The sequence below is a fragment of the Paraburkholderia sprentiae WSM5005 genome, assembly GCF_001865575.2.
GTDB classification, from domain to species: Bacteria; Pseudomonadota; Gammaproteobacteria; order Burkholderiales; family Burkholderiaceae; genus Paraburkholderia; species Paraburkholderia sprentiae.
The window spans coordinates 2310311-2332883 of the sequence record NZ_CP017561.2; the positions used below are offsets into that span (position 1 = coordinate 2310311).

At 65.8% G+C, this 22573-nt stretch carries 21 protein-coding genes; 15 read left to right on the plus strand and 6 right to left on the minus strand.

Annotated features, from left to right (window positions below; translation table 11 throughout):
• Positions 1-31: 31 nt before the first annotated feature.
• Entirely contained in the window at positions 32-1969 is a 1938-nt protein-coding gene (locus BJG93_RS10520; RefSeq protein ID WP_027198230.1) for an MFS transporter, read from the minus strand.
• Between the two features lie 202 nt (positions 1970-2171).
• Positions 2172-2639 carry a CBS domain-containing protein gene (locus BJG93_RS10525; protein WP_027198231.1) on the minus strand — a complete coding sequence of 156 codons (468 nt, stop codon included), beginning with the start codon at positions 2637-2639 and terminating at the stop codon, positions 2172-2174.
• A 294-nt stretch (positions 2640-2933) separates the two neighbouring features.
• Between BJG93_RS10525 and BJG93_RS10530 the strand changes: the two genes are divergently transcribed.
• From BJG93_RS10530 to BJG93_RS10540, 3 genes are all read left to right on the plus strand, one after another.
• Entirely contained in the window at positions 2934-4331 is a 1398-nt protein-coding gene (locus BJG93_RS10530) for an O-acetylhomoserine aminocarboxypropyltransferase (protein ID WP_027198232.1), read from the plus strand.
• On the plus strand, positions 4328-5161 hold the full coding sequence (locus BJG93_RS10535) for an alpha/beta fold hydrolase (RefSeq protein WP_027198233.1): 834 nt from the start codon (positions 4328-4330) through the stop codon (positions 5159-5161). The genes BJG93_RS10530 and BJG93_RS10535 overlap by 4 nt, the downstream gene beginning before the upstream one ends.
• A 144-nt stretch (positions 5162-5305) precedes the next feature.
• Positions 5306-5626, plus strand: a complete 321-nt coding sequence (locus tag BJG93_RS10540; RefSeq protein ID WP_027198234.1) for an Mpo1-like protein — start codon at positions 5306-5308, stop codon at positions 5624-5626.
• Positions 5627-5661: 35 nt separating this feature from the next.
• On the opposite strand, the gene BJG93_RS10545 is transcribed toward BJG93_RS10540, so the two are convergent.
• Positions 5662-6975, minus strand: coding sequence for a YihY family inner membrane protein (locus tag BJG93_RS10545; protein WP_082194648.1), 1314 nt, complete (start codon positions 6973-6975; stop codon positions 5662-5664).
• Positions 6976-7104: 129 nt separating this feature from the next.
• Between BJG93_RS10545 and wrbA the strand changes: the two genes are divergently transcribed.
• The 4 genes from wrbA to BJG93_RS10565 are packed head-to-tail and all read left to right on the plus strand — an operon-like array spanning position 7105 to position 10469.
• Complete coding sequence (gene wrbA / locus BJG93_RS10550; RefSeq protein ID WP_027198236.1) at positions 7105-7707, plus strand: NAD(P)H:quinone oxidoreductase; 603 nt, start codon at positions 7105-7107, stop codon at positions 7705-7707.
• A 10-nt stretch (positions 7708-7717) separates the two neighbouring features.
• Complete coding sequence (locus tag BJG93_RS10555) at positions 7718-8164, plus strand: DUF2069 domain-containing protein (RefSeq protein ID WP_027198237.1); 447 nt, start codon at positions 7718-7720, stop codon at positions 8162-8164.
• A gap of 27 nt (positions 8165-8191) precedes the next feature.
• Positions 8192-9610, plus strand: a complete 1419-nt coding sequence (locus BJG93_RS10560) for an FAD-binding oxidoreductase (protein ID WP_027198238.1) — start codon at positions 8192-8194, stop codon at positions 9608-9610.
• Between the two features lie 52 nt (positions 9611-9662).
• Entirely contained in the window at positions 9663-10469 is an 807-nt protein-coding gene (locus BJG93_RS10565; protein WP_027198239.1) for a metallophosphoesterase, read from the plus strand.
• Positions 10470-10505: 36 nt separating this feature from the next.
• Here BJG93_RS10565 and BJG93_RS10570 read toward each other — a convergent pair whose 3' ends face one another.
• Complete coding sequence (locus tag BJG93_RS10570; protein ID WP_167544144.1) at positions 10506-10658, minus strand: hypothetical protein; 153 nt, start codon at positions 10656-10658, stop codon at positions 10506-10508.
• A gap of 198 nt (positions 10659-10856) precedes the next feature.
• On the minus strand, positions 10857-11795 hold the full coding sequence (locus BJG93_RS10575) for a LysR family transcriptional regulator (RefSeq protein ID WP_027198240.1): 939 nt from the start codon (positions 11793-11795) through the stop codon (positions 10857-10859).
• Positions 11796-11950: 155 nt separating this feature from the next.
• Here BJG93_RS10575 and BJG93_RS10580 point away from each other — a divergent pair, with 155 nt between their 5' ends.
• Genes BJG93_RS10580 through BJG93_RS10595 form a run of 4 tightly spaced genes read left to right on the plus strand, consistent with a single transcriptional unit; the run spans position 11951 to position 16799 of the window.
• A complete protein-coding gene (locus BJG93_RS10580) occupies positions 11951-13456 on the plus strand; it encodes an efflux transporter outer membrane subunit (protein ID WP_051374480.1) in 1506 nt (501 codons plus the stop codon).
• 5 nt (positions 13457-13461) lie between these two features.
• Positions 13462-15678, plus strand: coding sequence for an FUSC family protein (locus tag BJG93_RS10585; RefSeq protein ID WP_027198241.1), 2217 nt, complete (start codon positions 13462-13464; stop codon positions 15676-15678).
• A complete protein-coding gene (locus BJG93_RS10590) occupies positions 15668-15868 on the plus strand; it encodes a DUF1656 domain-containing protein (RefSeq protein ID WP_008921331.1) in 201 nt (66 codons plus the stop codon). The genes BJG93_RS10585 and BJG93_RS10590 overlap by 11 nt, the downstream gene beginning before the upstream one ends.
• A gap of 13 nt (positions 15869-15881) precedes the next feature.
• Positions 15882-16799 (plus strand): efflux RND transporter periplasmic adaptor subunit, encoded by a 918-nt coding sequence (locus BJG93_RS10595; protein WP_027198242.1) that lies wholly within the window; start codon positions 15882-15884, stop codon positions 16797-16799.
• A gap of 20 nt (positions 16800-16819) precedes the next feature.
• Here the strand turns inward: BJG93_RS10595 and BJG93_RS10600 are convergent, their stop codons facing one another.
• The gene (locus BJG93_RS10600; RefSeq protein WP_027198243.1) at positions 16820-18421 is read right to left on the minus strand and encodes a methyl-accepting chemotaxis protein; all 1602 of its coding nucleotides are present in this window, start codon (positions 18419-18421) and stop codon (positions 16820-16822) included.
• A gap of 389 nt (positions 18422-18810) precedes the next feature.
• On the opposite strand from BJG93_RS10600, the gene BJG93_RS10605 reads away from it, so the two are divergent.
• The 4 genes from BJG93_RS10605 to BJG93_RS10620 all read left to right on the plus strand — a co-directional run bounded on the left by BJG93_RS10605 (position 18811) and on the right by BJG93_RS10620 (position 22566).
• Positions 18811-20046 carry an MFS transporter gene (locus BJG93_RS10605; protein WP_027198244.1) on the plus strand — a complete coding sequence of 412 codons (1236 nt, stop codon included), beginning with the start codon at positions 18811-18813 and terminating at the stop codon, positions 20044-20046.
• Positions 20047-20306: 260 nt separating this feature from the next.
• Positions 20307-21629 (plus strand): site-specific integrase, encoded by a 1323-nt coding sequence (locus BJG93_RS10610; RefSeq protein ID WP_034479537.1) that lies wholly within the window; start codon positions 20307-20309, stop codon positions 21627-21629.
• Between the two features lie 128 nt (positions 21630-21757).
• Entirely contained in the window at positions 21758-22231 is a 474-nt protein-coding gene (locus BJG93_RS10615) for a hypothetical protein (protein ID WP_154671839.1), read from the plus strand.
• A gap of 131 nt (positions 22232-22362) precedes the next feature.
• Entirely contained in the window at positions 22363-22566 is a 204-nt protein-coding gene (locus BJG93_RS10620) for a helix-turn-helix transcriptional regulator (RefSeq protein WP_034479539.1), read from the plus strand.
• Positions 22567-22573 lie beyond the last annotated feature (7 nt).

A 22573-nucleotide genomic window follows, 5' to 3' on the forward strand; every position in this document is an offset into this window, starting at 1 on the left:
CCGAAGCCGGGCCTGGCGACGGCGATGGCCGCTATTTCCGCGCGCCGCGCAGCTCGGTCACGACCTGCTGCAGCTTCTCCGGCGTCGCGAGCGTCGGGTCGATCGGCTCGCCGACCACGAGGCTCAGCCGGCTCATCACGCCTTTTCTGAGCGGACGCGGCCAGTGGGCATCGACCGCGCGCGAGAACACACTCCCCCACAGACCGCGCAGCGCCATCGGAACAACGAGCGCCGGCGTGCGCCTGAGGATCTCGGCGACGCCATGACGAAACGGATTCAGCTCGCCCGTACGCGTCAGCTTGCCTTCGGGAGAGATGCAGACGAGTTCGCCGGCCGCGAGCGCCTGCGCGCACAGATCGTACGCGCGCGCGAGCAGCGCTGCGTCTTGATGAGCGGGCGCGATCGGAATCGCTTTCGCGTGCCGGAACAACCAGCCGACGACCGGCGAGCGGAAGACCTGATGGTCCATCAGGAAGCGGATGGGCCGCGGGCTTTCGGCCATGATGACGATCGCATCGACGAAACTGACGTGGTTGCATACGAGCACCGCCGCACCCTCGTCCGGAATCCGCTCCGCATGCACGAGCCGGATCCGGTAGAAGGTATGCACGAGCAGCCACGCGATGAAGCGCAGCAGGAACTCAGGCGCGAGCGAATAGATGTAGCCCGCGACGACCACGTTCAGTAGCGCGGTGACGAGGAAGATCGCCGGGATGCTGAAGCCCGCCGCGGTCAAGCCCATCGCCATCAGCGCCGACACGATCATGAACAGCGAATTGAGGATATTGTTCGCGGCGATGATCCGCGCGCGATGACTCGGCTGACTACGGCTTTGGATCAGTGCATACAGCGGCACGCTGTAGAAGCCGCCGAACATCGCGAGCAGGAACAGATCGGCGAGCACACGCCAATGCGCAGGCCGCGCGAGAAATTCCCCGACGCTCAGCAAATGCCCCGCCGGCGGCAGCGCGTGGCTCGCGAAAAAAAGATCGATCGCGAAAACGCTCATGCCGATCGAGCCGAGCGGCACCAGCCCGAGCTCGATGCGGCGCTTAGAGAGCCGTTCGCACAACAGCGAACCCATGCCAATGCCGATCGAGAAGGTGGCCAGCAGCACGGTCACGACGTCGGGATCGGCGGACAGCACGTCCTTCGCGAAGTTGAAAAACGACGCGAGGAACGTCGCGCCGACGAACCACAGCCACGAAATGCCGAGCAGGCTCAGAAACACCGTGCGGTTTTCGTGCGCGAGCTTGAGATTGCGCCATGTTTCGCTGACGGGATTCCAGTTGATGCGCAACCCGGGCTGCGGCGCGGGCGTAGCCGGCACGAAGCCCGACACGACACGCCCTGTCAATGCAATCGCGACACACGCGCAAGCCAGCACCACCGCGCCATGCTCGGCGAACCCCGCGCCCGCGCCGCCGACGATCGTGCCGATCAGGATCGCGACGAAGGTGCCCATCTCGACCATACCGTTGCCGCCGACCAGTTCCGCTTTAGACAGATGCTGCGGCAGATACGAGTACTTGACCGGCCCGAACACCGTCGAATGCACGCCCATCAGGAACGTGCACAGGTACAGCAGCGGCGCGCTATGCAGCCAGAACCCCGCGCCGCCGACCAGCATCACCGCGATCTCGAGAGTCTTGACGAGGCGCGTGAGAAACGCCTTGTCGTACTTGTCCGCGATCTGGCCGGAAGTGGCCGAAAACAGCACGAAGGGCAGAATGAAAATCGCGGAGATCAGGAACGCCGCCGTTTTCGGGTCGACGCCCGAAAATCGCGCCGCCTGATACGTGACGAGCGACGTGAAGCCGATCTTGAACACGTTGTCGTTCATCGCGCCGAGAAACTGCGTCCAGAAGAACGGCGCGAACCGGCGCTGGCCGAGCAGGCGGAACTGGGATTCGTGCGCTTCGCGCGCACGAGCGGCGCGGCGGGCAGCAGGCAACGGACGATCGTTCATGAAGTCTGGAGACCCGCGCGGAAAAATGATGATGAAGCGGGCGGCGCGGCGGGCAAGCGGACCGCCGCGGCGCGCGCACCGAGCTCGCCTGATCCGCCCGCACCAGCTACAGATACAAAAAAAGCGCCCGCTTGCGCGCGCGCCCTGTCGGCGGATTCGCGCTCGCGGCAACGGCCGCAGCGCGACGTTCGAGCCATGCGCATCAGCGCGCCGGCTGCTGATCCCGTCCTTCCTGCTCTTCCGGCCAGTCGCGGATATAGGCCTTCAGCATGCGGTTCTCGAAGCCCTGCTCCTCGACCACCGCCTTCGCGACGTCGTAGAACGAGATGACGCCCATCAGCGTGCGGCTTTCCATGACGGGCAGATAGCGTACGTGATGCTCGAGCATCATGCGGCGCACTTCGTTGACGTCGGTTTCGGGCGTGCAGGTGAGCGGATGGTCGTCCATCACCTTGCGGATGGTCGAGGTGCCGACGCTGCCGCCGTTCTCGCTCAAGGTCAGAATGATTTCGCGAAACGTCAGCATGCCGACGAGGTCGCCGTACTCCATCACGACGAGCGAGCCGATGTCGTGCTCGGCCATGGTATTGACGGCGTCATGCAGCGTGGTATCCGGCGTGACCGTAAAAAGGGTGTTGCCCTTGACTTTAAGAATGTCGCTGACTCGCATGATCTATCTCCTGATACCGCTCATCGTGCAATGCATGAAATGTTTTTTGATCCTATCGGAAAGGCCCATAAAAGGAAAGCGGACCGCCAGCCAAGGCTCGGCGGGCTTTCGGGATCTCGAATTCATCCGTCTTCCAGATAGCGAGCATGCCCCGCTCCCAGCCCACGCCGCACGACCCCATACACCAACCAGGGACAAACCCGCAGGAAAACCGCGCTTGAAGCGGCGTGCGCCAATGATAGGATGGCCGGCCCACCCTGCTCTTTCGCGAGGCCGCGCGCCCCGCCGCCCACGATGTCCGCCAACCGTTTCGATACGCTTGCGCTGCACGCCGGCGCAGCCCCCGACCCCGCCACCGGCGCACGCGCGACGCCGATCTACCAGACCACGTCGTTTTCGTTCCGCGACACGGACCACGCCGCCGCGCTGTTCAACATGGAGCGCGCCGGCCACGTCTATTCGCGCATTTCGAATCCGACCGTCGCCGTGTTCGAGGAGCGCGTCGCCGCACTCGAAAACGGCGCCGGCGCGATCGGCACGGCGAGCGGCCAGGCCGCGCTGCATCTGGCGATCGCGACGCTGATGGGCGCAGGCTCGCACATCGTCGCATCGAGCGCGCTGTACGGCGGCTCGCACAGTCTGCTGCATTACACGCTGCGGCGTTTCGGCATCGACACGACCTTCGTGAAGGCCGGTGATCTCGCCGCGTGGCGCGCCGCGCTGCGCCCCAACACCCGCCTGCTATTCGGCGAAACGCTCGGCAATCCGGGCCTCGACGTGCTCGACATCGCCGCGCTCGCGCAGATCGCGCACACACACCGGGTGCCGTTGCTGGTCGACTCGACCTTCACGACGCCTTACCTGCTGCGCCCGTTCGAGCACGGCGCCGACTTCGTCTACCACTCGGCGACCAAGTTTCTCGGCGGCCACGGCACGACGATCGGCGGCGTGCTGGTCGACGGCGGCACGTTCGATTTCGAGGCTTCCGGCCGCTTTCCCGAATTCACCGAGCCGTACGACGGTTTCCACGGCATGGTGTTCGCCGAGGAAAGCACCGTCGCGCCGTTCCTGCTGCGCGCGCGCCGGGAAGGCTTGCGCGACTTCGGCGCGTGCCTGCATCCGCAGGCCGCGTGGCAGCTGCTGCAAGGCATCGAGACGCTGCCGTTGCGCATGGAGCGTCACGTCGCCAACACCCGGCGCGTGGTCGAATTTCTCGCCGGCCATGCGGCGGTCGAATCGGTCGCCTATCCCGAGCTATCGACGCATCCCGACCACGCGCTCGCCAAGCGACTGCTACCACGCGGCGCCGGCGCGGTGTTCAGCTTCAATCTGCGCGGCGACCGCGCGGCCGGGCGCGCCTTCATCGAAGCGCTCGCGCTCTTCTCTCACCTCGCGAACGTCGGCGACGCGCGCTCGCTGGTGATCCATCCGGCGTCGACGACGCATTTCCGCATGGATGCCGCCGCGCTCGCGGCGGCCGGTATCGCGGAAGGCACGATCCGTCTGTCGATTGGCCTCGAAGATCCGGATGACCTGATCGACGATCTCAAGCGCGCGTTGAAGGCCGCGCAAAAAGCCGCGCAACCCGCGGGCAGCAGCCGCAGCGCAAGCCCGGACGGCGCCCCCGCGCAGCAGAGCGCCACGGCCGCATCCGCCGGCACCAGCGCCCCCGCCCGCCCGGAGTCCGCATGATCGTCACCGTTCAAGGCGAACCGGCTTACGCCTACACCGGCGGCAAACCCTTCGACGCGAGCCTGCGGACAGCGGTATTCATTCATGGCGCCGAGCACGATCACAGCGTGTGGGCGCTGCAAAGCCGCTACTTCGCGCATCACGGCTTCGGCGTGCTTGCGCTCGATCTGCCCGGCCACCGCCGCAGCGCCGGACCCGCGCTTGCCGGCATCCCCGCGCTGGCCGACTGGCTCGCGGCGCTGCTCGACGCCGTGGGCGTCACGCGTGCGTTCGTCGCCGGTCACAGCATGGGCTCGCTGATCGCACTCGACTTCGCCGGCCGCTATCCGCAGCGCGCGACGCATGTTGCGCTGCTCGCGACCGCGCTACCGATGACCGTCTCCGACGCGCTGCTCGACGCCGCACTCAACCGCGAGCCCGAGGCGATCGCCATGGTCAACCAGTGGTCGCATTCGACGCTCGCGGCGAAGCCGTCGTGTCCCGGCCCCGGCTTCTGGCTGCATGGCATGAACCAGCGGCTGATGGAGCACGTCTCCGCCAGCGGTGAACCGCATCTGTTCCACACCGATTTCACCGCCTGCCACACCTATGCGGATGGCCTCGCCCGCGCGGCGCAGGTGCGTTGCGCCACCCGCCTGATCGTCGGCCGGCGTGATGCCATGACGCCGCCACGTGCCGCGAAAGCGCTTGCCGATGCGCTCGCGCAGGCGGGCACGCCGGTCGACACCGTCACGCTCGACGCAGGCCACGCGTTGATGACCGAGCAACCCGACGCGACGCTCGATGCGCTGTACGGCTTCGCTTCGCGGCCGCCGCACGAAGCACGTTGAGTGGGCGTTCGATCGCGGCTCTGCGCGCACCTCGTTGGCCCGCAGGCAGTCACTAGGCAAGCCGCTGCGAATGGCCAGGTTGCGTTAGGCAGGCGATCGCCGGAGAATGATCGAAGCTGTCTTTTTCAGCCTGCGGAGGCCGTCATGGCTCATACAGCCCATACCGATCGCTTCGCGAGCTTCGCGGAGTTTTATCCGTACTACCTGAGCGAGCATCGCAACATTGTGTCGCGGCGGCTGCATTTCGTCGGCTCGCTCGGCGTGATCGGCTGCCTCGCGATGGCGCTCGCCACCGGCGGCTGGCTGTGGTTGCCGGCGGCCGTGGTGTGCGGTTATGGCTTCGCTTGGGTCGGCCATTTCTTCTTCGAAAAGAACAGGCCGGCCACCTTCCGTCATCCGTTTTACAGCCTGATGGGCGACTGGGTGATGTTCAAGGACATCTGCGTGGGAAAGATTTCGTTGTAGTTCTACCGCGGCGGGCTCAAGGTCAAGCCGCCATATCACGCTGCCTGGTGCGGCATCGAAGCCGCCGCGCGCTCGCCGTCTCCGGGTCGCGCCGCCCTTGCCGCCGCGCGCGAGGCCAGCAACGCGGCGAGCGTCACCTTCAGTTGGTCGTTGTCGAGCGCGGCGAGCAGCATGCCGCCGTCCACCCGCGTCGAGTCGAGTTCGAGCTGATACGTGAGCTCGGCACGGTCGATCACGAACAGGTCGTACAGCCGCTGCACGGTCACCTGCGCCGGGTTCGCTAGCAGCACGAAATGCGGGCCGGTATGGTCCTCCTCCAGCCGCGCGATCCACTCGATCTCCTCGAGACGCTGCAATAGCATCAGCGTCGTATCCATGTCGCGGCGAAGCATGCGCGCAAGCTCGGGCATCGTGTAGCCGCGCCTGCCGGCCTCGCGCGCTTCGCACAGCCGCGCGAGCAATTCGAGCGAATCGAACAGGTTGCTGCCATAGAACACCGGGCGATGAAACTGACCGATGCGAACCGCCGGCAACGCCGATGCAATCATCGCGCCGGTCAGCGTGATGAACCAGCACAGGTACATCCACAGCAGAAACAGCGGCACCGCGGCGAACGCGCCGTACACGGCGGTATAGGTGGGAATACGGCGTACGTAGTAGCCGAAGCCGCGCTTGGAGAGCTCGAACGCGATTGCGGCGATCACGCCGCCGACCACCGCGTCGCGCCATTCGACGCGGCAGTTCGGCAGATAAACGTAAAGAATCGTGAACGCGAGCATGGTGAACGGCAGCGTGGCGCTCGCGAGCGCCCATTCGATCAGCGGTGTGATGCGCTGCGCGGCGCTGAACGTCATGGATTCCGTGAACAGATACGAAGAGATCGACAGACTCACGCCGATCAGGATCGGACCGAGCGTGATGATCGCCCAGTAGACGAGTATGCGCTGCGCGACGGGCCGTGCCTTGCGCACGCGCCAGATCACGTTGAACGCGGACTCGACGGTCATCATGGTCATCACCGCGGTGACGAACAGCACGATCATGCCGATCGTGGTCAGCCCTTTGGCCTTCGCCGCGAACTGGTTCAGATACTTGAAAATCTGATCGTTCAGCTGCGCGGGCATCAGGTGATCGGCGAGAAAAAACTGCAGCGACGCCTGGAACGAGCTGAAGATCGGAAACGCGGTGAACAGCGCAAACGCGACGGTGGCGAGCGGCACGAGCGCGAGCATCGTGGTGAACGTCAGGCTGCCCGCGACCTGCGGAATCCGGTCCTCGCCGATGCGTTGCGCGGCGAATTGCGCGAGCCGTTTGAGCGTGTCGAGATCGAAACGCACCCTAACCAACAAACCTGCCTCCTTGCTTGCTGAACCACCAGACCGGGACTGCGGGAACCTCGCCCGGCACCTGGCCGAACGGCTATGAGCGGCCTGTGCAACGGACCGAGCCCCTATAATACCCGTTCAATGATGAGGCCTATGAAAGACATTCTCGTGCTTTATTACAGCCGTCACGGCGCCACGCGCGAGCTCGCGCTGGCCATCGCGCACGGCGTCGATAGCGTCCCCGGCATGCAGGCGCGCGTGCGCACCGTGCCGGCGGTTTCCACGGTCTGCGAGGCGAGCGAGCCGGACATTCCCACCGAGGGACCGCCGTACGTCGAACTGCGCGACCTCGAAGAATGCGCGGGCCTCGCGCTGGGCTCGCCGACGCGCTTCGGCAACATGGCGGCGGCGCTCAAATACTTCCTCGACGGCACCACGCCGCAATGGCTATCCGGTACGCTGTCGGGCAAGCCGGCCTGCGTGTTCACGTCCACCGGCAGCCTGCACGGCGGCCAGGAATCCACGCTGCTGTCCATGATGCTGCCGCTGCTCCATCACGGCATGCTGATCGTCGGCATTCCGTACACCGAGAGCGCGCTGTCCACCACGCAAACCGGCGGCACGCCGTACGGCGCGTCGCATTTCGCGCGGGCCGGCACGGCCGGCCAAGGCATCTCCGCCGAAGAACGGACGCTTGCGATCGCGCTCGGCGCGCGCGTTGGACGCACGGCGGCGTCGATGACCGAAAGGCCGTGAGCCTACCGCCGTGAACGCACCCGTGCCCGTGCAGCCCAGAGCCGCCGCTGCGCTCGTCGCCGTTTTCACGCTGGTCGCGATGATCGCGCTGGCGCTCGCATGGGAAGGGTGGCTCGCGCCGTTGCGGCCCGGCGGTTCACTGCTCGTGCTGAAGGCCTTGCCGCTGCTCGCCGCGTTGCCGGGAGCATGGCGACGCCGGCTTTATACGATGCAATGGGCTTCGATGCTGATCCTGCTGTACTTCGCCGAAGGCGTGGTACGCGGCTGGAGCGATCATGGCTTGAGTGCGCGGCTCGGCTGGCTGCAAGCGGCGCTTGCCGTGATCTTCTTCGCCTGCGCGCTCGCGTATGTCGGGCCGTTCAAGCGCGCGGCGAAACGGGCCGCTAAGCAGGCCGCTAAGCAGGCCACTAAGCACCCCACTAAGCAGGCCGCCAGCGAACCCACCCCGCCCGCCTGACGCCTCCAACACCGCCAACCGACTCAGATGACCCACACCGCTTTTCTCGCCGCCTGCCGCGACGCCATCGGCGCGGCTCACGTACTGACCGACCCGCAGGACACGGCGCCGTTTCTGACCGACTGGCGTCGCCGCTACACCGGCGCGGCCTGCGCGGTGCTCGCGCCAGCCACGTCCGCCGAAGCCGCCGCGCTCGTCAAGCTCGCGGTCGAACATCGCGTCGCGCTGGTGCCGCAGGGCGGCAACACCGGCCTCGCGGGCGGCGCGACACCCGACGCGAGCGGCGCGCAGGCGGTCATCAGCCTGCGCCGCCTGAATCGGGTGCGCGACATCGATCCGCACAACAACACGATCACCGTCGAAGCCGGCGTGATCCTCGCCGAGGTGCAGAAGCATGCGGAAGCGGCCGGGCGTCTGTTTGCGCTGAGCCTCGCCGCCGAGGGCAGCTGCACGATCGGCGGCAATCTGTCGACCAACGCGGGCGGAACCGGTGTGCTGCGCTACGGCAACACGCGCGAGCTATGCCTCGGCCTCGAAGTAGTGACGCCGCAAGGCGAACTATGGGACGGCCTGCGCGGGCTGCGCAAGGACAACACCGGCTACGATCTGCGCGACCTGTTCATCGGCGCGGAGGGCACCCTCGGCCTGATCACCGCGGCGGTGCTGAAGCTGCATCCGCAGCCCGCCGCGCGCGTCACCGCGCTTGCCGCGCTCGCGTCGCCGCATGCGGCGCTCGATTTTCTCGCGCTCACGCAGCGCATGGCCGGGCCCCTATTGACCGGCTTCGAGCTGATGTCGGATTTCTGCGTGCGCCTCGTCGGCCGGCATTTCGAGCAGATGCGTTATCCGTTCGCTGAAGCGCATGCGCAGATCGTGCTGCTCGAACTGTCGGACAGCGAAAGCGAAGTGCACGCCCGCACGCTGTTCGAAGGGCTGATGCAGACCGCACTCGAACAGGGTCTCGTCGAAGACGCCGTGGTCGCGGAAAACCTCGCGCAGTCGCGCGCGTTCTGGAATCTGCGCGAGCACATTCCGCTCGCACAGGCCGAGGAAGGGCTCAACATCAAGCACGACATCGCGGTGCCGATTTCATGCATCGGCCACTTCATCGAAGCGACCGACGCGGCGATCGCGCAAGCGGCACCTGGCGCGCGCATGGTCACGTTCGGCCATCTCGGCGACGGTAATCTGCACTACAACGTGCAGGCACCGGAGGGCGTCGACGCGACGGCGTTTCTGCGGCAACACCAGAGCGCGATCAACCGGATCGTCTACGACAGCGTGGCTGCACATCGCGGCAGCATCAGCGCGGAACATGGACTCGGCCAGCTGAAAATCGACGATGCCGCGCGCTACAAGCAGGACGTCGAACTGCGGATGATGCGCGCGATCAAACAGGCGCTCGATCCGCTGAACCTGATGAATCCGGGCAAGGTGCTACGCTAACGTCAGAAGCCTGCGCGATCCGGCGCGCAGGCGTTTCGCAGGAGTAGCGTCCGTGAAGATTCGCGTGCTGTCCGATCTGCATCTGGAAAACGACGAGCCTGAACTGATCCCGCATGCGCAGGCGGATCTGGTCGTGCTGGCGGGCGATATTCACAACCATGCGGCCGGCCCGCGTTGGGCCGCGCAGGCCTTCGACGACGCGGTACCGGTCGTCTATGTACCGGGCAATCACGAGTACTACGACGGTGAGTTCGGCGCGCTGGAGAGCGCGCTGCTCGACGCGGCCGCGCAGGTCGACAACGTCCATGTGTTGAACAACGCCGCGCTGATCGACAGCCAGGGACGCTGGCGCGTGCTCGGGACGACGTTGTGGACCGACTTCGCGCTGTACGGCGCGACGCCCGGTGCAATCGAGGAATCGATCGTCGCCGCGCGCCGGGTCATGCTCGACTATCGCGGACTGATCCAGATGAACTGGCCGCACGACCCACGCGACGCCGCGCGCGACTTCACGCCCGCCGATTCGCTCGCGCTGCACCAGCATGCACGCGCGTGGCTCGAAAGCGAGCTTGCCAGGCCGTTCGCCGGCCAAACGATCGTGGTGACGCACCATGCGCCGCATCGGCTGAGTCTGGCTGGGCGCTTTGCCGAGGACCGCGTGTCGGCGGGCTTCGTCAATCATCTGCCCGAGCTCGTGCGCGCGCCCGTCGCGCTGTGGATTCATGGCCACACGCATACGTCGTTCGACTATGTGGTGGACGGCACGCGCGTCGTATGCAATCCGCGCGGCTATTTCGACCGACGCACGCGCCAGTGGGAAAATCCGCGGTTTGCGTGGGACAAGGTTGTCGAGATCTAGCAGGCGCCTTGCATTAAATCACCCCACTGCCGCTTTTCACCGCTCGCGCCGCGGCGCATCCTGTGACTCGACCTCGACCGGCACGAGTTGCGGCTGCTGTTCGCGCATGCGCCGCAGCAGATCACGCGACGCGGCGACGCCGATCAGTCCAAACATGACGGCCAAGCCGATCATCAGGTGCGTATCCATGGATGTGTCGTCCTTAGTGGTTGCGAGGTGCCGACCGGCGGCGGATCCCAGCACGTCCGCCCGGAACGGCGGTGCATGAACGACACGTTAGCAAATCGACTGCGCGCGAGAAGTAAAGAAATGTTGCGACGCGGCGCCTGTGTAACAGGCTGTCACGCGATGCGCGGCTCGAACGTCAAGGCATGACGAGCAGACCGTTCAGGTTCGCGCGAACTGCCGCAACTCCTGCTGGTCCGCCGCCAATGTGGACGGCAACTCGTCGCGCAGGAATTCCACCCACGTGCGGATCTTCGCGTCGAGATACTGCCGCGACGGATACAGCGCATACAGATTCATCTGCTGCGACGTGTATTCGGGCATCACCCACATCAGTTCGCCGCTGCGCAAACGGCTGATCGCCGAGTAAATCGGAATCAGCGCCACGCCCATGCCCTGGGAGACGGCCACGACCATCGCCTCGGCCACGTTCACCTGAAACGTCGTCGCGCCGAGCGAGACGGTTTCCTCGCCGTTCGGGCCGTCGAAAGTCCATTTGTCCGGCGGATACACCGGCGACACCATCTGCAGGCAGGTGTGCTGCGCGAGGTCCGCGGGCTTTTGCGGCACGCCGTGCCGCTCGAGGTAAGCCGGCGACGCGCACGCAATGCTAAAGGCGCTGCCCAGGCGCTGCGACACGAGGCCCGAATCCGGCAAGCCGGTCGCGAGCGTCAGCGACACGTCGAAGCCTTCGTCGAGCAGATCGGGCATGCGCTGCGCGAGCGTCAGTTCGATATGCACGTCCGGGTAGCGCTGCTGGTAGCGGCCCACGGCCGGCACCACGTAGTGCTGGCCGAAGCTCGTCATCGCGTGAACCTTGAGCTTGCCGGAAGGGCGCGCGTGCGCGTCGCTCGCCTCGGCCTCCGCCTGATCCACATACGCAAGAATCTGCTCGCAGCGCTGCAGATAGCGCTCGCCGGCTTCGGTCAGCGCGATGCGGCGCGTCGTCCGGTTCAACAGCCGCGTGCGCAGATGCGCTTCCAGATCGGAAACCGCGCGCGACGCATAGGCCGTCGTTGTATTCAGGTGCTGCGCCGCGCCCGTGAAGCTGCCCGCTTCGACGACGCGGACGAAAACGCGCATGTTTTGAAGCGTGTCCATAGCTATCCCCAGAAATCGGCAGCGATTGTTACATGATCAGCAATGGCGATTATCTCACGTTGGGTAAAAATGCCTTGCATCCTTACCGGTTATTCCCCAATCGATCGAAAAATATAATTGCGCACAAGGTTCTATAGTCAAATTTGGAGGAAATCGTGCAGTCTCCGGTATCCAAAGGGATCGCCGCAGCCGCGGTTCTTACGATCCTATTAACAATCGCCGGATGTGCAAGTACCGGAGGTGTCGCGCCGCAAGCGCACACGATCGATCCTGCGTCGCTCGACGCCGGCAACGCGATCCGCGCTGCCAACGCCGACGCGCAGTGGCCCGCCGCCGACTGGTGGCGCGCCTACAACGACCCGCAGCTGGACCGGTGGATCGCGGACGCGCAGGCCGGCAATCCCAGTCTCGCGCTCGCCCAGGCGCGCGTGCGCGAAGCGGCGTCGATGGCCGGCGTCGCGCGCGCGGCGCTCGCGCCGCACGTCAACGGCAGCCTGTCGATTCAGCGCCAGCAGTGGGCCGACAACGTGTTCTACGGTCCGGGGCCGTTGGCGGGCGAACAGTCGTGGAACAACACCGGCACGCTCGGCCTCGCGTATCACCTCGATTTCTGGGGCAAGGACAAGAACGCCGCCGAGCGCGCGCTCGACCTCGCGCACGCCAGCGCCGCCGACGCGCGCGCCGCGCAACTCGAACTGCAGGCCAATGTCGTGCGCACCTATATCGAGATGTCGCTGAACTACGCGTTGCTCGACATCGCAAAGGCCACGTTGCAGCAGCAGCAACAGATCGTCGACCTCGCGAACCGGCGCCTGAAGGGTGGCATCGGCACGCAGCTCGAAGTGAGCCAGGCCGAAACGCCGATGCCCGAGTACGAGCGCCAGATCGACGCGATCGACGAGAAAATCGCGCTTGGCCGCAACCAGTTAGCCGCGCTCGCCGGCAAAGGTCCGGGCGCCGGCGACGCGATCCAGCGCCCGACGCTGTCGCTCGCCGCGCGCGCCGGTCTGCCGGCCGCGCTGCCCGCGGATCTGATCGGCCACCGCCCCGACGTGGTCGCGGCGCGCTGGACGGTCGCCGCCCAGGCGCGCGGCATCGACGTCGCGAAGGCCGGGTTCTATCCGGACATCAACCTGCTGGCGTCGATCGGCGGTTATGCGGCGATGGGGCCGCTGTTCCAGTTCCTGAAGAGTCCGTCGCATAGCTGGAGCGTGGGCCCCGCGCTGACGCTGCCGATCTTCGACGGCGGCCGGCTGCGCTCGCAGCTCGGCGCGGCGTCGGCGGGCTACGACGAGGCGGTCGAGCGCTACAACCAGTCGATCGTGGGTGCGCTCAAGGACATCTCCGACCAGGTGATCCGCATCCGCTCGCTGACCACCCAGGCCGACGACGCCGACCGCTCGGTCGCCGCCGCGCGCAGGAACTACGAGCTCTCGCGCGAAGGTTACCGGCGCGGTTTGAGCGACTATCTGAACGTGCTGGTCGCGCAAACCCAGTTGCTGCGCGCGCAGGAAGGCGTCGCGAAGGTGCGCGCCGAGCGCCTCGGCGCACATGCATCGTTGATGACGGCGCTCGGCGGCGGCCTCGACGATCCGGCCAACGGTCCGCGCGATAGCGAGACCGCCTCGCGCGCCCCGAATGCGCCCGCGTCCAGGCAATGAAGCCCATGTCCCGCTCGCCCTCTCCGTCGAACGCGCGCCTGGCGTCGTTCGCCGCGCTCTACGAGGCCGCCGCCCACTGGGCGCGGACCGACGGCCTCGTGTGGATCTATCTGTTCAAGGCGCTCGCCGCGTGCTTCCTCGCGCTCGGCATCGCGATGAAGCTCGACCTGCCGCAGCCGCGCACCGCGATGACCACCGTGTTTATCGTGATGCAGCCGCAAAGCGGCGCGGTGTTCGCGAAGAGCTTCTACCGGATCTGCGGCACGCTGGTCGGTCTCGTCGTGATGCTCGCGCTGATCGGCCTGTTCGCGCAGCAGCCGGAGCTGTTCATCATCTCGACCGCGATCTGGGTCGGCATCTGCACCGCAGGCGCCGCGCGCAACCGCAACTTCCGTTCGTACGGCTTCGTGCTGGCCGGCTACACGGCCGCGCTGATCGGCATCCCCGCGTCGCAGCATCCGGATGGCGCGTTCCTGAGCGCGCTCACGCGGGTCGCGGAAGTCGTGATCGGCATCATCTGCGCGGGCGCGATCAGCGGCCTCGTGTTTCCTCAGTTCGCCGGTCTGCAGATGCGCGGCACCGTGCGCGCACGATTTTCGGCGTTCGTCGAGTACGTGTCGGCGTCGCTTGCCGGCCGTAACGACCGCGCGCAGATCGAGGCGACCAATGCGCGCTTCGTCGCCGACATCGTCGGCTTCGAAGCCGCGCGCAGCATCGCCGTGTTCGAAGGCCCCGAAGCGCGGATGCGCGGCGGGCGCCTCGCGCGCCTGAACAGCGAGTTCATGACCGCGTCCACGCGCTTTCATGCGCTGCATCAGCTGATGAACCGTCTGCGCGAGAACGGCACGCACGGCGCGTCGATTGCCATCGCCGCGCTCGAGCCGTACTTCAAGGAGATCGCGCCGTTGCTGGCGAAGTCGGGCGAGCCGGTGCTGAGCGCGGCCGACGCCGCGCACGCCGCCGCGCAGCTCGACACGTACAAGGGCGAATTGCCGACCCGCGTGCGGGCGACGCGCAGCGAACTCGAAACGCACCCCGACGCGCCGCTGCTCGATTTCGACACGGCCGCCGAGCTGCTGTACCGCTTCATCGACGATCTGCACGCCTACGCGGCAACCTACGCGTCGCTTGCAGTCGACACGCACGCGCGCGAACGCTGGATCGAGCGCTACGAGCCGAAGACCAACGCGATCGCGGCCGGCGTCGCGGGCCTGCGGGCCGCCATCGTGATGATCGTGCTCGGCGCGTTCTGGATCGCGACCGCGTGGCCGAGCGGCGCGACGCTGACGCTTAACGCGGCGGCCGTGTGCGCGCTCGCGTCGGCGTCGCCGGACCCGAAGGGCACCGCGTTCCAGATGGCCGGCGGCACGCTACTCGCGACGCTGATGGGCCTGGTCGCGGTGTTCGGCGTGTTTCCGCACATCGACGGTTTCGCGATGCTGTGCGTCGCGCTCGCGCCGTTTCTGCTGCTCGGCGTGTTCATGACCACGCGCCCGAGGCTCGCAGGCTACGGGGTCGGTTGTTGCATCTTCTTTTGCTTTCTCGCCGGGCCCGACAACGTGATGCACTACGACCCCAGCTCGTTCATGAACGACGCGCTCGCGCTGATGCTGTCGATGCTGGTGTCGTCGATCGCATTCGCGGTGCTGCTGCCGCCGTCGACGCCGTGGCTGCGCAACCGCCTGCTCGCGGACCTGCGCCGCCAGGTGGTGCTGGCGGGCCGTGCGGGTCTCACACGTGTGCGCTCGCGCTTCGAAAGCGGCGCGCGCGATCTGATGTTCCAGATCAACGCGCTATCGCAGAACGAGCCCGAAACCAGGCGCGACACGCTGCGCTGGCTCTTTTCGGTGCTCGAGGTCGGCAACGCGGTGATCGACCTGCGCCGGGAACTCGCGACGCTGCCCAACGAGCCGCGCTACCACCAGGCGGCAGCGTGGCGCGGCGCGCTGCGCGCGCTGTTCGATGCGCTCGCGACGTTGTTCGCGCGGCCGCGGGAACGGCACTTCGCGCGCGCGCTCGCGGCCACCGCCGATGCGATCGCGCAGGTGCAGCAGACGATGGCCGGCTTCACGCTATCGCGCGAAGAACGCCATCAACTGTTGCGCATCCTCAGTCAACTGCATTTCATCCGTACCGCGCTGCTCGATCCGCAGTCGCCGCTCGCCTCGGCGATCGGCGCGCGCGCCGACGCATCAGAAGAAGGAGTTCCTCATGCCGCGTGATATCGCCGTGCTCGATGCGTATGTGCCGGCCATTGTGCTGCTGTTCATCGCAGGCGCCGCGCTGACCTGGCTGCTGGATCGCGTGATCGCCTATACCGGCCTCTATCGCGTGGTGTGGCATCCCTCCCTGTTCCGGGCCAGCTTGCTCGTGTCTGTGTGCGGCCTTCTCGGCCTCGCCGTTTATCGTTGATCAGAGTCGAAACATGACCATCCGAAATCTTGTGGGCTTCATCGCGACAGCCGTCATTTTCATCGTCGCGATCCTGATTGGGCGCGTGCTGTGGGTCCATTACATGGACGAACCGTGGACCCGCGACGGCCGCGTGCGCGCCGAGATTGTCAACGTCGCGCCGGACGTGTCGGGCGCGATCGTCGCTCTGCCGGTCAAGGACAACCAGTTCGTGAAAAGGGGCGATCTGCTGATGCAGATCGATCCGTCGCACTACCAGATCGCGGTCGAGCAGGCGCAGGCTGCCGTTGCCGCGCGCAAGGCCGAGTTGCAGATGAAGCGCGACGACGCGCAACGTCGTGCCGATATGGATTCGCAGGTGGTGTCGAAGGAAAGCCGCGAAAACGCGACGCATACCGCGTCCGCCGCCGATGCCGCCTATCAGCAGGCGCTCGCCGCGCTCGATGCCGCGAAGCTGAACTTGGCGCGCACGCGCGTCGTGTCGCCGGTCGACGGCTATGTGACGAACCTCTCGGTGTTCCGCGGCGACTATGCGAGCGCCGGCGCCGCGAAGCTCGCGATCGTCGACAGTCACTCGTTCTGGGTGTATGGCTACTTCGAGGAAACCAAGCTGCCGCACGTGCGCGTCGGCGACCCGGCCGAAGTGCGCCTGATGAGCGGCGGCACGCTGCAGGGCCATGTGGAAAGCATCTCGCGCGGCATCTACGATCGCGACAATCCGCAAAGCCACGAGCTGCTCGCGGACGTGAATCCGACCTTCAACTGGGTGCGCCTCGCGCAGCGCGTGCCGGTGCGCGTGAAGATCGACTCGGTGCCCGCCGACGTGATGTTGGCGGCGGGCACGACCTGCACGGTGATCGTGCGGCCGGGGTCCGGGGTTGCGTCGGGCTCCGCGTCGGTGCCGGTGTCCGGATCGAACAACGCGAGCTGAGGTTCGCCTGGAGCTCCGTCCTATAGCCTGAACTGCCCCACCATCGCCTTCAGCCCGCGTGCCTGATCGTCGAGCGAGCGGGCCGCGGCGGTGGCTTCCTCCACCAGCGCGGCGTTCTGCTGCGTCCCCGCGTCCATCTGCGTGACCGCGAGATTGATCGCCTCGATACCGACGCTCTGTTCGGACGACGCCGCCGAAATCTCACCCATGATGTCGGTCACGCGCTTCACGGCCTTCACGACTTCGTCCATCGTCTGACCGGCATCCGCGGCGAGCGTCGAGCCGTTGGCGACGCGCTCGACCGAGGCCTGGATCAAGCCCTTGATCTCCTTCGCGGCCGCCGCGCTGCGCTGCGCGAGATTGCGCACTTCCGCGGCGACGACCGAAAAGCCGCGCCCATCCTCGCCCGCGCGTGCCGCCTCGACGGCCGCGTTCAACGCGAGAATGTTGGTCTGGAACGCGATCCCCTCGATCACGCCGATGATGTCGCCGATGCTGCGCGCGCTGTCGTTGATGTCGTTCATCGTCGCGACCACGCGGCTCACCACCGCACCGCCCTGCTCGGCGATCGCCGACGCGTTGTTCGCGAGCGTGCTCGCCTGCTTCGCATTGTCGGCGTTCTGACGCACCGTCGAGGTCAGTTGCTCCATGCTGCTCGCGGTGCGCTCGAGCGCGAGCGCCTGCTGCTCGGTGCGCAGCGACAGATCGAGATTGCCCATCGAAATCTGCCCGGACGCGGTCGCGATCGCATCGGCGCTCGACGCGATGTCCGCGACCGTCGTCGCGAGTCCGCTTTGCATGTCGGACAGCGCGAACAGCATGCTCGCACGGTCCTTGCCGCCGAGTGCGATGCGGTTGGACAGATCGCCCGCGGCGATGCGGCGCGCGATCTCCTTCGCGTACGCGGGCTCGCCGCCGAGCTGCGCGGTGAGCCGCCGCACGACCCATGCGGCGATGCCGAACGCGAGCACGATCAGCGCAAGCGTGATCGCCGCGATCATCACGAACGACGAATGGTAGATGAAGCCGGACGCGTCGATCGTCGCCTTCGCGGCGGTGCCGCGCTGCGCGACGAGTCCGTCGACGAGCTTTTCGAGCTTGCCGGTTTCGACGAACAGCGACACGTCCTGCGTGCCGACCTGCCAGTTCATCTGCGACAGATCGAGCGGTTGCGCTTTCACGAGCGTGACGAAGTCGCGCAGATGGGTGCTCCATGCCGCGACCGCCGCGGCGAACGCCTTCTGCTCGCCGAGCGCCTTCGCGTCCGACGTATCGACGTACTGCTGGAGCGTGCGCAGCTGTTCGCTCAGACCGGCCAGGCCGCGCTCGATGTCGGCGCCGAGCTCGTCGCGCTCCTTCGCGGTGGTCGCGGTCAGCAGCATCTTTTGCGCGCGGCTCGCGCGCAGCATGTGGCCGCGCGCTTCCTCGGCGGCACGGCTCGCGACGTGGCCCTGGTCGTAGATCGATTGCGCGGACGCGTTCAGCCGGCCGATCTGCAGTAGCGAAAAGACGCCGATCAGCAGCGTGCCGGCGAGCAGGATCGCGAACGCGATGCGCAGCGTCGCCTTCACCGACAGGCCGTTGAACTTCATTGCCGCTGCGCTGTTTGCCACTGCCTTCATAGTCCCCATCCCCACGTGTCGACGCGCCGGAAAGGTCGGTTCCGGCGTCCCCGCTTGTCTCTCCGGGTCTACGGCAACCTGCTGTGCGATCTTGAATGTCGCGCGATCGGACTGCGGCGGGTCGTGCGCCGCTTGTCGTTCCCGGAGCCCATGTTCGACGCGCCGCTTCGTGAGCCGCGCCGTCGCGAGCGCTTTATACCGTAGACAAAAATCCGCCAAAAATTCGTCGACGGGTCGGAGTACGACGATCGGTCATCCGTCCCCGTGTCTGATTCGCAACAAAACTTGTCCTTACATTTCGCTCCGGCCACATTAGACTTCCGCTAAATACCGAAACACGCCGATTTTTCCTTTCATCTCACCGTTTGCCTGATCTTTTTCTTCTGCGTATGGAAACGAGTCTCGATAAAACCGCCCTCGCCGGCGCCTCCGCCACGCCGGCGGCCGCCAAGGTGCAGCGCACGGTGTATTCCGTGCTCGGCGCGATCAGCTTTTCGCATCTGCTCAACGACATGATCCAGTCGTTGATCCTCGCCATCTATCCGATGTTCAAGGACAACTTCTCGTTGTCGTTCGGGCAGATCGGTCTGATTACGCTGACCTATCAGATCACCGCGTCGCTGCTGCAGCCGCTCGTCGGCAGCTATACCGACAAGCACCCGAAGCCGTACTCGCTGCCGGTCGGCATGGGCTTCACGCTGGCCGGCCTGTTGCTGATGTCGGTCGCGCCGAGCTTCGGCGTGCTGCTGATCGCCGCGGCGCTGGTCGGCTGCGGGTCGTCGGTGTTCCATCCGGAATCGTCGCGGGTCGCGCGGATGGCGTCGGGCGGCCGTCACGGTCTCGCGCAGTCGCTGTTCCAGGTCGGCGGCAATGCGGGGTCGTCGCTCGGGCCGCTGCTTGCCGCGCTGATCGTGATTCCGCACGGCCAGCGCAGCATCGCGTGGTTCTCAGCCGCGGCGCTCGTCGCGATCGTCGTGCTCACGCAGATCGGCCGCTGGTACAAGCGTCATCCGTCGGTCAGGAAGGCGCGCGGCCAGAGTGCGCACGTGGCGCTGCCGCGTAACAAGGTCGTTCTGGCGATGAGCGTGCTGGTGCTGCTGGTGTTCTCCAAGTACTTCTACCTTGCGAGCATCAACAGCTACTTCACGTTCTATCTGATCGACAAGTTCCATCTGTCGGTGCAGGCCGCGCAGATCCATCTGTTCGTGTTCCTCGCGGCGGTCGCGGCGGGGACGGTGATCGGCGGGCCGATCGGCGACAGGGTCGGGCGCAAGTATGTGATCTGGGTGTCGATTCTTGGCGTCGCGCCGTTCACGCTGTTGCTGCCGTATGCGAATCTTTTCTGGACTGGGGTGCTGACGGTGGTGATCGGGATTGTGCTCGCGTCGGCGTTCTCTGCGATTCTTGTTTATGCGCAGGAGTTGATTCCTGGGAAGGTCGGGATGGTTGCGGGGTTGTTTTTTGGGTTTGCGTTTGGGCTTGGTGGGGTGGGGGCCGCGGTGCTTGGGCAGCTTGCTGACGCTACCAGTATTGCGTTTGTTTATAAGGTTTGCTCGTTCTTGCCGTTGATTGGGGTGTTGACTGTGTTGTTGCCGGATGTTGAGGGGAAGCGCGCTAGGGGGTGAGCGCGTGGGGGTTGTGGGGTTTTTGTCGTTTGTCTAAGGGGGTTGGCCTTTCCTTGTGTTGCTATCGGTCTATTGGCGTTGCCCCTGTGCGGGGCTACTTGACTGTTTCTCGCGGTGTACTAGAGTTCATCTTCGTCAGAACATCTTTTAAAAATCAAGACCTTAAGTCTATCCCGTTATCCACGGGTCTACAACGTTTAGCGGCGTGGATTGTCCTTTTTCAGTCCCCGCGCCGCGAACCGTCACTTGAGGAAAGAAAAATGACGAAGCAACTGCAACGCATCAACCGCGAAACGATCCGCCGGCTCGAAGCCGAGCGCATCGCCACGATAGCGAACGGCGGCGCGCCGAAACTGCGCGATATCTATGACGACCAGCTGCGCGGCTTCGGACTGCGTATGCGGCCGAACGGCTCCGTGTCGTTCGTGTATCGCTGGTCATCGCCGACTGGGCAGCAGAAGGCGACGCTCGGCCGCTGGCCAGCGATGGGCGTCGAGGAAGCGCGCGCGGCCGTCCGCGCGTTTGTCTCGCGCGCCGATCACAAGGCCGACACGATACCGACGCGCGTCGCCAAACACGAGCGGCGCACGGCCGACACAAAGCTCTGCGCGATGCCGAGCGTGGGCCAGTATCTCGACGGCGACTATGCGACGTACTGGCGAGGCACGACGAAGTCTGAGACGCCGGAACAGAACCTGAAGAACATCCGGCGCGACTTCCCCGACCTGCTGCCGAAGCGGCTCGACGAAGTGACGCGGCCGATGATGAAGAAGTGGATCGAGCAGCGCGTCGCCGCAGGCTGCAAGCCCACGGGGATCAACCGCACGCTCGGCGCTATCGGTGGCCTGTTCTCGCACGCCGTTGAGCACGAAGTCATCGAACGCAATCCGTGCGCGCGGCTGCGCTGCAAGGTCGATCCCGAAGAGGACGAGCACGGCCGTGAACTGGCGGTTGACGAAGAGTCGCGGCTGCGTGCCGCGCTCGACGCGCGCGAGACGCGTATCCGTGCCGGGGCGGCGGCGCGTCATGACGGCCGCAGGCTTGCCGCGGTTCCGGGCGATCATCATGTGTATGCCGATCACGTGAAGCCTGCGGTGCTACTCGCGCTGGCGACCGGCATGCGTCGCAGTGAGATCATGCGGCTCGAATGGCGGTCTGTCGATCTGAAGGCGAGGACGATCACGGTCGAGCCCGCCACGTCCAAGGTGAAGCGGCGCCGCGTCATCCCGTTGAATGCCGAGGCGTATGCGGTGTTGATGGCGTGGCGGCGTCAGGTGAAGTGGGCACGCGTGTTCACGAACGAGATCGGCGAGCCGCTGCGCGAGGTGCGCGACTGGAACAGGATCAGGCGCGAAGCGAAGATCGAGGGCTTCCGGTTCATGGACACCCGCCACGATTTTGCGACCAAGCTGGTCAACGCGGACGCGTCGCAGTTTGACGTGCAGCGGCTGCTCGGCCACAAGGACAGCCGCATGTCGCAGCGCTACATGAAAACGCGCGAGACGAAGCTCGCAGAAGCGGTCGCGCTGCTCGACCGGCCGCGCGTATCCGGGACCGGCGACGACAGCGCCCAGGCCGCCTGATCAACTCCCGTGCTCTACCGCCAAGCCCCCGCATGGGGGCTTTTTTTGCGCCATGCCCCAGCTAACTGATTGATGCACAGCAGTTCACCGGCGTTAAGATGACTTCTGCGCAGTTCGCGGAGGTTTTTATGAGCATCGATGCTCCAGACCACCATCACCCCGACTGGCTGGAGGCTTTGGCCAATCTGAGTGCAAAGCTTCACATCATCGCCGACGACCGCCAGCTTGATCGCACCCCAGCAATCCGGCAGCAGATCCGCGATGTAGCTGAAGCGCTTGCACAGATCTTCAGTGTTGACGAATGCACGGACGTTGATACCGTAGCCGATATCGACAGCTTCAGTAACGGTCCCGTCAATGCACGGACCGTAGGCAACGCCTTTGCCCGCCCCGTGCGAAGTACAGTCAATACGGGAAACGCAAAACGCCCGCGCGCCGATGACACCGAGCAGGTTGAGAAGGCCCGTACCACGTTCGACGCGTGGGGTGGCGCTGCCATGTCCGGCGACAAGCGCCGCGAGTGCGAACTGGAAGTGGCGCACGCCCTGAAGATCGAACGGCGCAAGGTTACGCGCTGGTTCGACTATTTCATCAAGTCCTGACACCTGCCTTAGCGCCGCTATGACATGCCGTAGCGCCGCTATGACATGTACGCCATTGCATGCGCTTTTGCGCTGTACCACGCTTGTAAGTGGCAGCCCGTTGCGGGCTCAACCACTTACCGGAGGCGTACATGGACAGCGCACGCTGCAAGACCGTGAGGGAGTTCTGCGACTACTACGGCATCTCGAAGCCGCTCTACTACAAGCTCAAGCAGCAGGGCCGCGCACCGGCTGAACTCAGGGCGGGTCACCGCACCATCGTCACGCCCGAAGCCGAGCGCGCATGGGTGGAAGCCAACACGGTGCCCGCAGTCGCCGATGCGACGACGGCCTGAACGGAGG

What these genes read in the sequence shown, in the direction of transcription:
- BJG93_RS10525 (WP_027198231.1), bottom strand. Translation starts at nt 2,639, where the DNA reads ATGCGAGTCAGCGACATTCTTAAAGTCAAGGGCAACACCCTTTTTACG.
- BJG93_RS10560 (WP_027198238.1), top strand. Translation starts at nt 8,192, where the DNA reads ATGACCCACACCGCTTTTCTCGCCGCCTGCCGCGACGCCATCGGCGCG.
- BJG93_RS10530 (WP_027198232.1), top strand. Translation starts at nt 2,934, where the DNA reads ATGTCCGCCAACCGTTTCGATACGCTTGCGCTGCACGCCGGCGCAGCC.
- BJG93_RS10600 (WP_027198243.1), bottom strand. Translation starts at nt 18,421, where the DNA reads ATGAAGGCAGTGGCAAACAGCGCAGCGGCAATGAAGTTCAACGGCCTG.
- BJG93_RS10575 (WP_027198240.1), bottom strand. Translation starts at nt 11,795, where the DNA reads ATGGACACGCTTCAAAACATGCGCGTTTTCGTCCGCGTCGTCGAAGCG.
- BJG93_RS10590 (WP_008921331.1), top strand. Translation starts at nt 15,668, where the DNA reads ATGCCGCGTGATATCGCCGTGCTCGATGCGTATGTGCCGGCCATTGTG.
- BJG93_RS10610 (WP_034479537.1), top strand. Translation starts at nt 20,307, where the DNA reads ATGACGAAGCAACTGCAACGCATCAACCGCGAAACGATCCGCCGGCTC.
- BJG93_RS10535 (WP_027198233.1), top strand. Translation starts at nt 4,328, where the DNA reads ATGATCGTCACCGTTCAAGGCGAACCGGCTTACGCCTACACCGGCGGC.
- wrbA (WP_027198236.1), top strand. Translation starts at nt 7,105, where the DNA reads ATGAAAGACATTCTCGTGCTTTATTACAGCCGTCACGGCGCCACGCGC.
- BJG93_RS10585 (WP_027198241.1), top strand. Translation starts at nt 13,462, where the DNA reads ATGTCCCGCTCGCCCTCTCCGTCGAACGCGCGCCTGGCGTCGTTCGCC.
- BJG93_RS10615 (WP_154671839.1), top strand. Translation starts at nt 21,758, where the DNA reads ATGAGCATCGATGCTCCAGACCACCATCACCCCGACTGGCTGGAGGCT.
- BJG93_RS10570 (WP_167544144.1), bottom strand. Translation starts at nt 10,658, where the DNA reads ATGGATACGCACCTGATGATCGGCTTGGCCGTCATGTTTGGACTGATC.
- BJG93_RS10520 (WP_027198230.1), bottom strand. Translation starts at nt 1,969, where the DNA reads ATGAACGATCGTCCGTTGCCTGCTGCCCGCCGCGCCGCTCGTGCGCGC.
- BJG93_RS10620 (WP_034479539.1), top strand. Translation starts at nt 22,363, where the DNA reads ATGGACAGCGCACGCTGCAAGACCGTGAGGGAGTTCTGCGACTACTAC.
- BJG93_RS10595 (WP_027198242.1), top strand. Translation starts at nt 15,882, where the DNA reads ATGACCATCCGAAATCTTGTGGGCTTCATCGCGACAGCCGTCATTTTC.
- BJG93_RS10605 (WP_027198244.1), top strand. Translation starts at nt 18,811, where the DNA reads ATGGAAACGAGTCTCGATAAAACCGCCCTCGCCGGCGCCTCCGCCACG.
- BJG93_RS10540 (WP_027198234.1), top strand. Translation starts at nt 5,306, where the DNA reads ATGGCTCATACAGCCCATACCGATCGCTTCGCGAGCTTCGCGGAGTTT.